The organism is Citrobacter sp. wls615 (assembly GCF_005281355.1).
In the GTDB taxonomy this organism is placed as follows: Bacteria; Pseudomonadota; Gammaproteobacteria; order Enterobacterales; family Enterobacteriaceae; genus Citrobacter; species Citrobacter werkmanii.
Map to the genome: position 1 here is coordinate 33,426 of NZ_SZXM01000028.1, position 15,016 is coordinate 48,441.

The 15,016-nt window shown below is 51.7% G+C and carries 10 protein-coding genes; 5 read left to right on the forward strand and 5 right to left on the reverse strand.

All coding sequences use genetic code 11. The features are described 5' to 3' along the window. Positions 1-61 precede the first annotated feature (61 nt). From FDX04_RS11805 to FDX04_RS11815, 3 genes are all read right to left on the reverse strand, one after another. Complete coding sequence (locus FDX04_RS11805) at positions 62-2,590, reverse strand: fimbria/pilus outer membrane usher protein (protein WP_137370954.1); 2,529 nt, start codon at positions 2,588-2,590, stop codon at positions 62-64. Then, complete coding sequence (locus FDX04_RS11810; RefSeq protein ID WP_137370955.1) at positions 2,590-3,285, reverse strand: molecular chaperone; 696 nt, start codon at positions 3,283-3,285, stop codon at positions 2,590-2,592. Before FDX04_RS11810 ends, FDX04_RS11805 begins: the two co-directional genes overlap by 1 nt. A 79-nt stretch (positions 3,286-3,364) precedes the next feature. Then, a complete protein-coding gene (locus FDX04_RS11815) occupies positions 3,365-3,940 on the reverse strand; it encodes a fimbrial protein (RefSeq protein WP_137370956.1) in 576 nt (191 codons plus the stop codon). A gap of 491 nt (positions 3,941-4,431) precedes the next feature. Here FDX04_RS11815 and flhB point away from each other — a divergent pair, with 491 nt between their 5' ends. From flhB to FDX04_RS11840, 5 genes are all read left to right on the forward strand, one after another. Then, a complete protein-coding gene (gene flhB / locus FDX04_RS11820) occupies positions 4,432-5,583 on the forward strand; it encodes a flagellar biosynthesis protein FlhB (protein ID WP_137370957.1) in 1,152 nt (383 codons plus the stop codon). After that, positions 5,576-7,654 carry a flagellar biosynthesis protein FlhA gene (gene flhA, locus FDX04_RS11825; protein ID WP_137370958.1) on the forward strand — a complete coding sequence of 693 codons (2,079 nt, stop codon included), beginning with the start codon at positions 5,576-5,578 and terminating at the stop codon, positions 7,652-7,654. Before flhB ends, flhA begins: the two co-directional genes overlap by 8 nt. Then, positions 7,654-8,046, forward strand: a complete 393-nt coding sequence (gene flhe, locus FDX04_RS11830; protein ID WP_038641455.1) for a flagellar protein FlhE — start codon at positions 7,654-7,656, stop codon at positions 8,044-8,046. Before flhA ends, flhe begins: the two co-directional genes overlap by 1 nt. 261 nt (positions 8,047-8,307) lie before the next feature. After that, a complete protein-coding gene (locus FDX04_RS11835; RefSeq protein ID WP_137370959.1) occupies positions 8,308-9,894 on the forward strand; it encodes an MFS transporter in 1,587 nt (528 codons plus the stop codon). Then, positions 9,895-11,034 carry a glycoside hydrolase family 105 protein gene (locus tag FDX04_RS11840; protein ID WP_137370960.1) on the forward strand — a complete coding sequence of 380 codons (1,140 nt, stop codon included), beginning with the start codon at positions 9,895-9,897 and terminating at the stop codon, positions 11,032-11,034. Here FDX04_RS11840 and mrdA read toward each other — a convergent pair. Continuing rightward, entirely contained in the window at positions 11,006-12,943 is a 1,938-nt protein-coding gene (gene mrdA / locus FDX04_RS11845; protein ID WP_137370961.1) for a penicillin-binding protein 2, read from the reverse strand. The two genes, FDX04_RS11840 and mrdA, sit on opposite strands and share 29 nt — an antisense overlap. Before the next feature lie 182 nt (positions 12,944-13,125). Beyond that, positions 13,126-14,859, reverse strand: coding sequence for an arginine--tRNA ligase (gene argS, locus FDX04_RS11850; protein ID WP_079223710.1), 1,734 nt, complete (start codon positions 14,857-14,859; stop codon positions 13,126-13,128). Positions 14,860-15,016 lie beyond the last annotated feature (157 nt).

The following is a 15,016-nucleotide window of genomic DNA, read 5'->3' on the forward strand; positions in this document are numbered from 1 at the left end:
CTGAACCAGGTAATATAAATAGAGCAGAGGTCAATACGACCGCAAAAGTGTGGCGCATATGTTATTCCTGTTTGCAAATGGCTTGGGTTGAGAAAATGCCTGCAAGATTCTCAACGTGTTCGGTCTCAGAGAGAACCACGCTGGCATGGCATTGCTGTTCACGACCCTTCCCCCACTGAATGGTTATCGGAAAGGTCGTCGGAACCCCTGCGAGGTAGACGGTGCCGGTATCATCAACGATACCGAGAATTGAGGCATTATCGACGGAGACCATCGCACCAAAAGGAATCACTTGTCCCCTGGCATCGGTGAGATGGAGTAGCATCCGATAACCTATGTGGGCGACAAAGTTAGCCGCCACCGCAGCGCTACGGCTTGGAATGACGGTGGCAGCGGTTGCATCGGTGTCAACATCATCCGGCAGGCTTGTGGTATCAATACGAATGCTGTTTTTTTGATACGGCGTCAGAGAGGGAATCACCGCATTGCCCTGCCAGTCAGTTCGGACACCGCGCTGATTCTGAAACCGGATACCTTTAGCTCCTTGTGCAGAGACAATAGCAAATTGATCGCCCAGCGGTTGAGAGAGAGTGACGCCATGAGGATGGGCGACTATCGCGCCGCTGGCACCCAGACTCAGCTGCTGCGAGTTATCTGACGAGGTGTAGTAGCCAGCGTTCAGATTGGCATACTGCGAGCGGTAGCTGCTGTAAATACTGCTGGTATCCTCGCCATCGTGGTTGCTGTGGCTTTGTTGTAGGGAGTAGCTCAGGCGCTGATCGTCAAGTAGAGTGCCGTTCAGGCCGATGTTATGGCGGGTATATCCATGCTTGCTGCTGCTGACGTTGTAGTTCGACCAGGCATTGGGCAGCCAGCGGCTGAGTGGCACGCTGAGCCCGAAGGCTACCATTTGATCGTCTGGCCCATCACTGGTTTTACTGTAGGTATAAGTCAGATGATAGCTAATCTTATTGATCGTCGTATTTACCCCGGCAGACAGGCTGCGTTCCGACTCTGAAGTTCCCCAGTAGTCCTGCTGATAACCGTTCAGGTAGATGCTGCTACCCAGCAATGTTTGGCTGATGCTGGCCTGAATGCGATTACGTTTGTTATAGCTGAACATCAGGTCATCTTCATTGCCACTATATTTTTTATTGGCATCACTAAAGCTGTAATAGCCCTGCGTTGAGTAGCGATAGCTGGCGAGCGTGAAATTGGTGTCGGTACGCTCTATCTTCCCTGAATAAAGCAGGCGATAAGACTGTCCGGAACTTGTTTGATCATTATCCAGCGTAGTTCTGGCGGCTGTGACATCAGCCGAGAGTGCGCCCAAATTACTCAGTGCAATGCCGATACCGGCGTTCGCAGCCTGATAATCACCAGAAGAAGTGGCTCCGCCGAACAGCGTTGCGGCATTGTTCAAACCGTAGATAAAACTGGCCTGAGCGAATTCGGGCTCTTTCTCGTTGCTGCCGCTGGCCGCCCGATAACGGGCCGCGGTAACTTCGTATTTTATCCCGCCGGGTCGTAACATCACGGCGGTGCTGGAGTAGGGTTGGGTAAAATGATGTTCTGTGCCGTCGGCTTCTTTTACGGTGACCTCCAGATCGCCGCTGTTGGTAGTAGAGTAGAGATCGGAAATCTCAAAAGCCCCTGGGGCAACGTTTTGCTGGTAGATCAAATAGCCATTTTGCCGGATAGAGACTTCTGCATTTGAACTGGCGATCCCGCGTATGATGGGTGCGTAGCCGCGCTGGCTATAAGGTAACATTTCATCATCAGAGGCCAGGTTTACACCTGTGTACTGAATACTGTCGAAGACATCGCCACGGGTGCTGTTTTCACCCGCGGTAAACTGGCTGCGTAGCACATCAATATCATGTTGTAGATAGGTATTAATGGCATCCCAGGCATTGATGCTTTCAGATTTGCTCCAGGTGGAATAGTTGCGTACCCGCCACCCGCCCAGGTTAAGACCACTACGCAGATTGAGGTACTGGCTGTCAGAGGTATTATGGTTACCGTCACGGGTCTGTGAACCTGAATAACTGTAATCCGTGAACAGAACCGGTACGCCGTCATCCCACAGTGACGAGTCAATACCGTCCCTGGCCGGATTCGCAATGGCGGCCTGCGGCATGCTGATATTGAGCGTCATCGTGGAAAAGTCGAGCGATGATGAGGCTTGTGGGATGTAATACCCCAACGGATGTGGCAGAGGAATATTCGCTGGGGAATCCGCAAGTGACTGATTGTTCTCGATTTTAACGCCCCAGTGGCGCAGCATTTCCGGCGTGATCTGCGCCTGAAGCGCACCATCTGCGGCACTTATATAGGTAACCAGTTCTTCACCCAACAATGTCTTATTGAGCCGTAGTCGTGAAGGCCAGGTACCGGGCATTTGTGCATTTTCGCGAGAAAAAAGCGACAAATCGATATTCTGCTGCGAGAGTTCGTTGCCCTCCAGTGATGAAGAGGAAAAGGAGTATTCTCGCGCGAGAGCGTTGCCTGAAACGACAAATGCAACGCTAAGAAGACCGCGGATTAATAACGATAGCTTCGAAGAAGGAAACGTTGAACGTCGCAACATTAACCCCCCTTGCTCAACGGGGCTGAGTATTGTTGTGAGGCATTTCCGTAGTCGGTAATGCAATGCCATGTGACCTGCTTACCGTTATCCTGCTTGGGTAATGGGAAAGTGGCGGTGCTGAAAGGTGCCACCATATCTGCTTTCGGGAGTGAAACTGTTCCCAAGTGCAAACTATCGAAAACCGTATAGAAGGCGTTATTATTCGTTACCTGTAACTGGTTACCTGAGCGCACAAACTGTAATTTCTCACAGCTTTGTTCCGGTGAGCCCGTAATATTTTTAGGGCGCCAGAACAGTTTGAGTCGGGTTTTATAGATTAGCCGAAGAATATTTTTACTTTCATCCTCTTTGACGGTGGCCGGAATAGTGCGCACGTTCATATAAAATAGCGATTCTTTATTCTCTGGCATCGGCGTTCCGTTCCAGGTGATACGCAGACTCTGCTCTCTTTGCGCGTTGAGGCGAAAAAGTGGTGGAGTAACGATAAAAGGTCCCCGCGTTTTCTCATCCCCTGTATCAGTCCACGACTGAATTAACCATGGCAGTTGCGTGTCAGTATTGGTCAACGCCAGTGCGACCTCCTTTTTCTTAGCATCAAAAATAATCCGTGTGCGGCCAACCTGAATTCCACTCGCCGGACAAAAATGCGAGTAAAAGAGAGGTGGAAATAATGCCACCATAATAAGGATACGCATAAAATGGATCCGTAATAGTATTAAATATTGTCAACAGCATTGAGTGCCTGGATTATTCCAGGCGTAAAAACAGGAAGTATTAGCGATATAAAATATTAATTGTCATGTCCGCATCGGCTGGGCCAGCAGTAACTTCTTTTGCGAACGATTTATAGCGAGCCTGAAGATGAGCCTGAATGGTATCGGTGGACTCTGTTGATAGCGGGACATAAACTTGCCCTTCGGAGCCATCAAATGCCAGCAACGTTGTTGGTAAGTTAGCTGGGCTAAGAGCAATGCCGATTCCGGTAGCGGCCGTCTCTCCTGCGGTCGTGATCTGGCTGACGTCAAGCAGCGTTTTGGACTTAGTTAATGCGGTAGGGCCGTTAAAGGTTAACTGCACGGAAGTCAGGCCTTCTGTCGTTACCGGACAGTCAGTCAGTTTTATATCGACATCGACCAGATCTGTTTCTGTACCCACAGTGGTAAATAATGATGTCGGCCAGGTACCCAGCGGTATAGTACTTTCGTTGCCATTATCGCCATCAATGACACAACTTGGTTCGATAATCTCTCCAGTAAAATGAATCGTCCCGGCATTCATTTCTGCGGCTAATAGATTAAATGAATATGCTGAGAACAGAGCAAAAAATACAACGCCTTTCCTCATTTTCATGATTTGATTGCCCCTGTAAATGTTAATATTTTATTCCATAAAAATATGGATGTAGCCCAATGGTAATATTATTAGGTCGCCAGTATACATGAGGTTTAATCGTTGTGGAGTAGGGTGGGGTTAAGTTTGTTATAATTCAGGGTTATAGGTTTTATTTTAATATTGAGTCTGGCAGGAGTAATAAACAATGTGATTATGTTAAGTGTTTCTTATATTTTCTGTTTTCTAAAACTTAGACGAAATTGCCTTTTTTTTATTCGATTTTGTTTTGTTACGGAGTCATGTTCGTCTTTGTTTTAATGTTTCTTAATTCAAAAATTAATAAATATTATGCTGCGATGGCGATTTTAGCCGACGATGAGACGGTATTGCGGAGGCTGTATCAGCCGGGTAAACCTCGAAAAGAGCATGATTGCGCGGTTTTTTCTCGCCATTGCTTATGGGCCATGCTGGCATGATAAGTAAGACGTAATGGGTAGCGAGCACGTACTGTGGCAGAAGAAAGCGACGACGACAAAACAGAAGCCCCCACACCCCACCGACTTGAAAAAGCACGGGAGGAAGGGCAGATCCCCCGATCCAAAGAGCTGACTTCACTGCTTATTTTGCTGGTGGGAGTGTGCATTATCTGGATTGGCGGGGAGTCGCTGGCCCGCAGACTGGCTGGCATGCTGTCGGCTGGGCTACGGTTTGACCACAGTATGGTCAATGACCCAAATCTGATCCTCAGCCAAATCATCCTGCTGATTAAAGACGCGATGATTGCGCTGTTGCCGTTGATTACTGGCGTCGTCCTGGTGGCATTGATCTCACCCGTGATGCTTGGTGGCTTGATCTTCAGTGGTAAATCTCTGCAACCCAAGTTCTCTAAGCTGAATCCGCTGCCGGGCATTAAACGCATGTTTTCCGCGCAAACCGGTGCCGAACTACTCAAAGCGATACTGAAGTCCACGTTGGTGGGAAGCGTGGCCGGATTTTATCTTTGGCATAACTGGCCAGAGATGATGCGGCTGATGGCGGAATCTCCGATTACGGCGATGGGCAACGCCCTGGATTTAGTCGGTATGTGCGCGCTGTTGGTGGTGCTGGGCGTCATTCCCATGGTCGGGTTCGACGTTTTTTTCCAGATTTATAGCCACCTGAAAAAGCTGCGCATGTCGCGTCAGGATATCCGTGACGAATTTAAGCAAAGCGAAGGCGACCCGCACGTTAAGGGCAAAATACGCCAAATGCAGCGCGCGGCGGCACAGCGTCGCATGATGGCGGATGTACCGAAAGCGGACGTCATTGTGACCAACCCCACGCACTACTCGGTGGCGTTGCAGTATGACGAGAACAAAATGAGTGCGCCGAAAGTAGTTGCCAAAGGCGCGGGGCTGGTGGCGCTGCGTATTCGTGAGATTGGCGCCGAGCATCGTGTTCCAACGTTAGAAGCACCACCGCTGGCGCGTGCATTATATCGCCATGCGGAGATTGGTCAGCAAATACCGGGCCAATTATATGCCGCCGTTGCCGAAGTGCTGGCATGGGTATGGCAGTTAAAACGCTGGCGTCTGGCAGGCGGCAAGCCGCCACCACAACCTGAAAACCTTCCGGTGCCTGACGCACTGGATTTTATGAACGAGAAGAATACTGATGGCTAATCTGGTCGCGATGCTGCGCCTGCCCGGCAACATGAAATCCACGCAATGGCAAATCCTTGCCGGGCCGATCCTCATTCTGCTGATCCTGTCGATGATGGTACTGCCGCTGCCGGCTTTCGTCCTCGATTTGCTGTTCACGTTTAACATTGCGCTGTCGATCATGGTGCTGCTGGTCGCGATGTTTACACAGCGCACGCTGGAGTTTGCTGCATTCCCGACGATTTTGCTGTTCACCACATTATTGCGCCTGGCGCTGAACGTCGCGTCGACGCGTATCATTTTGATGGAAGGACATACCGGTGCGGCGGCGGCGGGGAAGGTGGTTGAAGCCTTTGGTCACTTCCTGGTGGGCGGTAACTTTGCCATCGGTATCGTGGTCTTCGTTATTCTCGTCATCATTAACTTTATGGTTATCACCAAAGGCGCAGGTCGTATTGCTGAAGTTGGCGCGCGCTTCGTGCTGGATGGTATGCCCGGCAAGCAGATGGCGATTGATGCCGACTTGAATGCCGGACTGATTGGCGAAGATGAAGCCAAAAAACGACGTTCGGAAGTGACGCAGGAAGCGGATTTCTACGGTTCTATGGACGGTGCGAGTAAATTCGTACGCGGAGATGCCATCGCCGGTATTTTGATCATGGTGATCAACGTCGTCGGCGGCCTGTTGGTCGGGGTGTTACAGCATGGCATGAGTATGGGAAGCGCAGCGGAAAGTTATACCCTGCTGACTATCGGTGACGGCCTGGTCGCGCAGATCCCCGCGCTGGTCATCTCAACAGCGGCGGGTGTTATTGTGACCCGCGTGAGTACCGACCAGGATGTAGGCGAACAGATGGTGACCCAACTGTTCAGTAATCCAAGCGTTATGCTGCTTAGTGCAGCGGTGCTGGGTTTGCTGGGCCTGGTACCTGGTATGCCAAACCTGGTATTTTTGATGTTTACCGCTGCATTACTCGGCCTGGCCTGGTGGATGCGTGGTCGCGAGCTTAAAGCGCCTGCTGAGCCTCAGCCGGTGAAAATGCCGGAAAATAACTCTGTGGTGGAAGCCACCTGGAACGATGTTCAACTGGAGGATTCACTGGGAATGGAGGTGGGTTACCGCCTGATCCCAATGGTGGATTTTCAGCAGGATGGCGAGCTTCTGGGGCGAATTCGCAGTATTCGTAAGAAATTTGCCCAGGATATGGGCTTCCTGCCGCCGGTGGTCCACATCCGCGACAATATGGATCTGCAACCCGCCCGCTATCGCATTCTGATGAAAGGGGTGGAAATCGGCAGCGGGGACGCTTATCCCGGACGTTGGCTGGCCATTAATCCAGGGACAGCGGCAGGTTCGTTGCCGGGTGAGAAAACGGTCGATCCGGCTTTCGGTCTGGACGCTATCTGGATTGAGAGCGCATTGAAGGAACAGGCGCAGATTCAGGGCTTTACGGTGGTTGAAGCCAGTACCGTTGTCGCTACGCATCTGAATCACCTGATTGGTCAGTTTGCCGCAGAGCTGTTCGGGCGCCAGGAAGCGCAACAGCTACTGGACCGCGTCTCACAGGAGATGCCAAAGCTAACTGAAGATCTGGTCCCTGGGGTTGTGACGCTGACCACACTGCACAAAGTACTGCAGAACTTACTGGACGAAAAAGTACCGATTCGCGATATGCGCACCATTCTCGAAACGCTGGCTGAGCATGCGCCGCTGCAAAACGATCCGCATGAGCTTACTGCGGTAGTCCGTGTTGCACTGGGGCGCGCCATCACCCAGCAATGGTTCCCGGGTAATGAAGAGGTTCAGGTTATTGGCCTGGATACCCCGCTTGAACGTCTCCTGCTGCAAGCATTACAGGGCGGCGGCGGTCTGGAGCCTGGTCTGGCAGACCGGCTGCTGGCCCAAACCCAGGAAGCGCTCTCCCGCCAGGAAATGTTGGGCGCGCCGCCGGTATTGCTGGTTAATCACGCGTTGCGTCCGTTACTGGCACGCTTTTTACGCCGCAGCATACCGCAGTTGGTGGTGTTATCGAACATGGAGCTTTCTGATAACCGCCATATTCGTATGACGGCGACCATTGGAGGTAAATAATGCGTAACTTACTGTGGTTGTTGGTTTTTCCTTTGGTGGCGCAGGCAGCCGGAGAAGGGGCATGGCAGGCAAGCGGGATGGGGATCACCTTAAACCACCGTGGTCAGTCAGCGTCGTCTGCACCTCTGGTTCCGAGCCAACCAGTCTCGGGTTTGATGACCTTAGTGGCGTGGCGCTATGCGCTTAATGGCCCAACTCCTGCAGGGTTACGTGTGCGTTTATGCTCTCAGTCTCGTTGTGTCGAGCTGGACGGGCAAAGTGGCACCACCAACGGGTTCAATAATGTTCCCGCCATTGAACCTATGCATTTTGTCTGGGAAGTTCCTGGCGGCGGTCGTCTAATCCCCGCCTTACAAGTACAGAGCAATCAGGTGATTGTAAACTATCGTTAACGCCTCTCTTCATTAGGCCAGCAGCAGAAACTGCTGGCTGCTTCGCAATTTTAGCCCGCTGATTTGATTAAAAAGAAACGCCGTTTTATAAAATTGGTGACATACGTTGCCGGACTCTTTGTGCTGTTGCCATTTCGCGAACATCCCTGGCAGAAACAGAAAGGTTTCACTTGCTGTTAGCTTTTACTGTGACCCTGAAAGGACGCCCAATATCAATGCGAGGATTGCGGGGCCTCCCAATAATGTGCAGGGGTAACGGCAATGAAGACACGTAAAATCGGATTGGTTAACTATTTTGCCTACGGTTCGGGGGATTTTTTAGGCGCAGGCACCACGGCATTAACCGCCGCCTGGCTGCTCTATTTTTACACTACGTTTTGTGGTCTGACGCCTATCGAGGCGACCTTCATTTTTGCCACCGCCAGGGTGCTGGATGCCGTGGTTAGCCCGTTAATGGGTTTTTTAACCGATAACTTTGGCTCCACCTGGCTCGGTAAACGCTTCGGGCGACGTAAGTTTTTTATTCTGTTGGGGATCCCCTGCGTCTTTAGCTACTCGCTGATGTGGGTGGGTGACATGGGGTTCTGGTATTACCTGCTGACCTATCTGATTTTTGACGTGGTCTACACCATGATTCTGGTGCCTTATGAAACGCTGGTGCCCGAAATGACCGATGACTTTAAACAGAAAACCAAGTTTTCTGGCGCACGTATTTCGATGGCGCAAATGTCAGCTATTCTGGCCTCGTTCTTACCCGGCGTTCTGCTAACGCTGTTTGGCAAAGATAACCCGGTGTCTTTTTTCTATGCCAGCCTGGTGTTCTCTGTGCTGTGCGCGCTGATGCTGACTTTCGTCTGGTTCTTTACCTGGGAGCGCCCACGTGCTGAGTGGACTGAAGCCGCGCTGCGAGCCGAAGAAGAGAAGAAAAAGCTGACCTTTAGCCAAAGCATGAACCGCCTGTTCGTTGAACTGAGTTCAACACTGCGCATCCGTATCTTCCGTCAGCATTTAGGAATGTATCTCGGCGGCTATATAGCGCAGGACGTTTTTAACGCCGTCTTTACTTACTATGTGGTGTTTGTGCTGATGCAGGAAGCCTCGATGGCGTCAAACCTGCTGGGAACGATGGCTATCTTCCAGTTTATTGCCGTTATCGCCATGATCCCATTGTGTATCCGCTTTGGACCCGCGCCATCATACCGGATGGTCGTTGTCCTGTTTGGCGCGAGTTCTCTCTCTTATGCGCTGCTTTATTATGCCGGGTTAAGCGATGTTTATTCTCTGTTGCTGCTGGTCTCTGCCATTGCGGGCCTGGGACGCGGCGGGATCAATTATGTTCCCTGGAATACCTATACCTATATTGCCGATGTTGATGAAGTGATTACCGGCCAGCGCCGGGAAGGAATTTTCGCTGGCATCATGACGTTAACGCGTAAGGCGTCGCAGGCGGGAGCGGTGATGCTGGTAGGGATTGTCATGCAGATGTCCGGTTTTGTCTCCGGTCACAACGTACAACCCGCGGCGGTCAGCCATACCATTCTGTTAATTCTGAGCTGCGGTACGCTAATTGTTCTGGCGCTGGGTTTCCTGGTTTCCCTACGCTTCAAACTGAACCTGCAAACCCACAGTATCCTGCGTGAAGAGACCGCAAAAATGCGGGCGTCGGGACGCCCCGTGCCGGAGGGACTCTCTGCCAAAGGCCGTGCGACCGTAGAGGTGCTGTCAGGCATGCCATATGAATCACTTTGGGGTAACAACAATATTGGTTACCTGAATCGTAATAAGCCAGCTGCACCGAAACTGGAAAAGGGTGCCGCATTGAATTCGACATTGACAGAGGTGAAGTAAATGATTGTTTACCCCGTTAAACACAGCCCGTTATTGCGTCAACCAGACCATTTTATTGCCAGGGATGAATTAAAAACGTTGATCAAAAAGGTGACGCATAACCTGGTCAATATTCATGACGAGACGGGCGAATTCCTGCTGCGTCTGGACGACGGACGCGTTATTGATACCAAAGGCTGGGCGGGATGGGAGTGGACGCACGGTGTCGGCCTGTACGGGATGTATCAGTATTATCAGCAAACTGGCGATGAGACGATGCGCGATATCATCGACAACTGGTTTGCCGAACGCTTTGCTGAAGGCGCTACCACCAAAAACGTTAACACTATGGCGCCGTTTTTAACTCTGGCATATCGCTATGAAGAGACGCGTAACCCCGCGTATCTGCCCTGGCTCGACAGCTGGGCTGAGTGGGCAATGCATGATATGCCGCGTACCAAATTCGGCGGTATGCAGCACATTACGCTGGCGGAAGAGAATCATCAGCAAATGTGGGATGACACGCTGATGATGACGGTTTTGCCACTGGCGAAAATCGGCAAGTTGCTCAACCGTCCAGAATATATTGAAGAGGCAACCTATCAGTTCCTGCTGCATGTGCAGAACCTGATGGATAAAGAAACGGGGCTGTGGTTCCACGGCTGGAGCTATGAAGGGCAGCATAATTTTGCCAACGCCCGCTGGGCGCGTGGCAACAGCTGGTTAACTATCGTGATCCCGGACTTCCTCGAACTGCTCGATTTACCAGAAAACAGTGCCGTTCGCCGCTATCTGGTGCAGGTTCTGCACGCGCAAATCGCGGCGCTGGCTAAGTGCCAGGATGAAAGTGGATTGTGGCACACGCTGCTGGACGATCCGCAGTCATATCTGGAAGCGTCAGCCACAGCCGGATTTGCGTATGGGATCCTCAAAGCGGTACGTAAACGCTATGTCGGCCACGAGTATGCTGTGGTGGCCGAAAAAGCCATCAGAGGCATTGTGCAACATATCTCACCAGAAGGAGAATTGTTGCACACCTCGTTTGGTACCGGAATGGGGCACAATCTCGATTTTTACCGCAATATCCCGCGGACCTCCATGCCATATGGACAGGCAATGGCGATACTGTGCCTTACCGAATACTTGCGTAAGTATTTTTGAATTCGTTGGCAGATGGTGCCGCCGCTAACGGACCTGCTTGTTGGGGCACCTCTGTTTGCGCGGCATTATCCTGCGGCGCAAACAGATGATCCATGATTTGCCGCATGACCGGCGCGGCGGTTACGCCGTCGCTGCCGCCATTTTCGAGGATTAACGCCACGGCGACTTTCGGGTTCTTATAGGGCGCAAACGCGGTATAAAACACATGGTCGCGCAAACGGACCGGAATCATTTTCGCATTGTAGGTCTGATTTTCTTTCAGGCTGAAGACCTGTGATGTGCCACTTTTCGCCGCAATGCCGTAAGGTGCGGTGTGAAAGAACTTATACCCGGTGCCGTTTGGTTCATTTGCCATGCCGAACATCGCCTGACGCACCAGCCCCCAGTAGGGTGACGATGCAGAGGCGATTTGCGACGGTGCTTCAGTAGCCTGGTACGGTGTGTGGGTTTTGCCGCTTTCTTCATCAAGTAGCAGGTGAGGGACGATGACTTTGCCGTTGTTAATCAGTGCTACCATAGCCTTTACCATCTGGATTGGCGTGGCAATCCAGTAGCCCTGGCCGATACCAACAGAAATGGTATCCCCTTGATACCATGCTTTTTTATGTACTTTCTGCTTCCATTCGCGGCTCGGGAGCAGGCCGTTATACTCCTCATCAAGATCGATACCGGTCGGTTTACCGTAACCAAACTGGCTGAGCATGCGGTTAATCCGGTCGATCCCCATCATATACGCCACCTGATAGAAGAAGGTATCGGCGGATTCTTCAATCGCTTTGGTGACGTCCAGCATACCGTGACCGGTTTTTTTCCAGTCACGATAATGCCGCTCGGTGCCGGGGAGCGTCCAGGTGGGGGCACCGAAAAAACTGGTCTGCGGAGTGATGACTCCGTCCAGTAAAGCAGACATCGCCATGTAAGGTTTGACCGTGGAGGCGGGAGGATACAGCCCCTGTGTGACGCGGTTGATTAAAGGCAGGTCTTTATCCTGCAGCAGCTTGTTATAGTCCTGATAGCTGATGCCTTTGACAAACGGATTGGGGTCATAGCTGGGGTTTGAGACCATCGCCAGCACGGAACCGTCGTGCGGATCTTCCACCAGTACTGCCGCACGCTGGCCCGCCAGAAGACTCTCAATGTATTGCTGTAAATGTAAATCCAGCGTCAGATGGATATCTTTTCCGGCAACGGGCGGCACATCCTTGATCAAGCGGACGATGCGTCCGTGGTTATCGACTTCCACCTCCTGATAACCGGTTTTTCCATGCAGTTCGTTTTCGTAATAGTGCTCAATACCCTGCTTGCCGATGTTGTGATCGGCGGCGTAGTTTTCTGCCAGACCTTTTTTACCCAGTGCTTTCAGATCGTTGTCGTTGATTTTTGAAACATAGCCAAGGACATGCGCCAGTGCGGCCCCATAGGGGTACTGGCGGTCTTCATAGCTATTGATATTGACGCCACTGAAATGAAACTGGTTAACCGAGAAACGGGCGATTTCTACATCGGTCAGCGCATTTTTTAGCACTACCGGGCGATAACGGCTGCTGGATTTTAGCTCATGGCGGAACTGGTCAATGTCATCTGGGGTGAGGTCAACGATCGGCGTTAACTGCCTGATTAGGGCATCCATATCGCTGATTTTATAAGGCGTAACGGAAATGTCGTACCAGGTTACGTTGCGCACCAGCGGGATGCCGTTGCGATCGTAAATCATGCCTCGCGTTGGGGCGACTGGCAGCATTTTGATGTCGTTTGCATCGGACCGGGTGGTGTAATACTGGTGCTGACGGATTTGTAGGTTGTAGAGATTGTAAATCAGGATGCCAAAACAGATGACCACCACGCCAAAGGCCACTATTACACGCCGCTGGAAGAGTTTTTCTTCCGCCTCAAAATCTCTGAATGTCATTGACCCGTACCCGATTAATTCGCCGCCTAATGATACGGAGGCTCAAACGGGATGACAGGCCAAATATGTTCCATATCTCTACGGAAATGTGTCATTCCTTGTGAGTTGTTACAGATAGCCTGTTACGGAAATAAAAAAGGCCTGAGTCCGCGTTACAGACTCAGGCCTCAATCCTTGCGAACTTACATGCGCTCTACGGTTTCGATACCCAGCGTATCCAGACCCAGCTTCAGGGTTTTCGCCGTCAACTGCGCCAGCTTCAGACGGCTGTTACGAATCTCTTCGTTCTCAGCGCTGAGGATAGGGCAATGCTCGTAGAAGCCGGAGAACAGACCCGCTACGTCGTACAGGTAGGCACACATCACGTGCGGAGTACCTTCACGGGCAACGACGGTGAGCGTTTCTTCAAACTGCAGAAGACGAGCGGCCAGTTGGGCCTCGCGATCTTCACGGATAATGACCTGCGCATTTGCCAGCGCGTTCTCGTCGATATCCGCTTTACGGAACACGGACAGTACGCGGGTGTAGGCATACTGCATGTACGGCGCGGTGTTGCCTTCGAACGCCAGCATATTGTCCCAGTCGAAGATGTAGTCAGTGGTACGGTTTTTGGACAAGTCCGCATATTTCACCGCGCCGATACCGACCGCATTCGCCAGCTTTTCCAGCTCATCGGCAGGCATATCCGGGTTCTTCTCAGCCACCAGACGACGCGCGCGTTCCAGCGCTTCATCCAGCAGATCGGCCAGTTTAACCGTACCGCCCGCGCGGGTTTTGAACGGCTTACCGTCTTTACCCAGCATCATACCGAACATGTGGTGTTCCAGCGGTACGGAATCCGGCACATAGCCGGCTTTACGGACGATGGTCCAGGCCTGCATCAAGTGCTGATGCTGACGGGAATCGATGTAATAGAGAACGCGGTCAGCATGCAGCGTTTCGTAACGATATTTGGCGCAGGCGATGTCGGTGGTGGTGTAGAGATAGCCGCCATCTTTCTTCTGAATGATAACGCCCATCGGTTCGCCTTCCTTGTTCTTATACTCATCAAGGAATACGACGGTAGCGCCTTCGCTCTCAACAGCCAGGCCCTTAGCTTTCAGATCGGCCACGATACCTGGCAGCATCGGGTTGTACAGGCTTTCACCCATGACGTCGTCACGGGTCAGCGTGACGTTCAGGCGATCGTAAGTTAACTGGTTCTGCGACATGGTAATGTCGACCAGTTTGCGCCACATCTCACGGAAATATTCGTCGCCGCCTTGCAGTTTAACAACATAGCTACGGGCGCGTTCTGCGAAGGCTTCATCTTCGTCGTAATGCTTTTTCGCGTCACGGTAGAAACCTTCAAGGTCAGCCAGCGCCATCTCTCCGGCGTTTTCTTGCTGCTGTTTTTCCAGCCATGCGATCAGCATACCGAACTGAGTACCCCAGTCGCCAACGTGGTTAGCACGAATAACATTGTGGCCGAGGAACTCCAGCGTACGCACCGCTGCGTCACCGATGATGGTGGAACGCAGGTGACCCACGTGCATCTCTTTCGCTACGTTAGGCGCGGAGTAGTCAACAACAACGGTTTGTTTAGCCGGTTGAGTTACGCCCAGACGATCGGAGGCCAGCGCCTGCTGAACATGCTGCGCCAGAAATGCCGGATCGAGAAAAATATTGATAAAGCCCGGGCCAGCAATTTCAACCTTGCTGGCAATCCCGTTGAGATCCAGATGAGTCAGCACCTGCTCAGCCAGTTGTCGCGGCGCCATACCCAGTTTTTTAGCGACAGCCATCATGCCGTTGGCCTGATAGTCACCGAACTGTATTTTTGCTGACTGACGAACCTGCGGTTCGCAATCTGCAGGCGCGCCTGCAGCAATCATGGCCTGACTGACTTTTTCTGAGAGAAGAGCCTGAATATTCACCGGAATACCTTACATTTATGAAGCGGGATAAAATTCACCGCGCCAGTTTAAGAATTTAGGGCGGGAGTATACTGCAAATGCCCGTTGTCGTCAGCATCGCGAGTACTGTGCGCTGTCGGAAATGAAAGCAACGCAATTACGTATAATTATGCATATT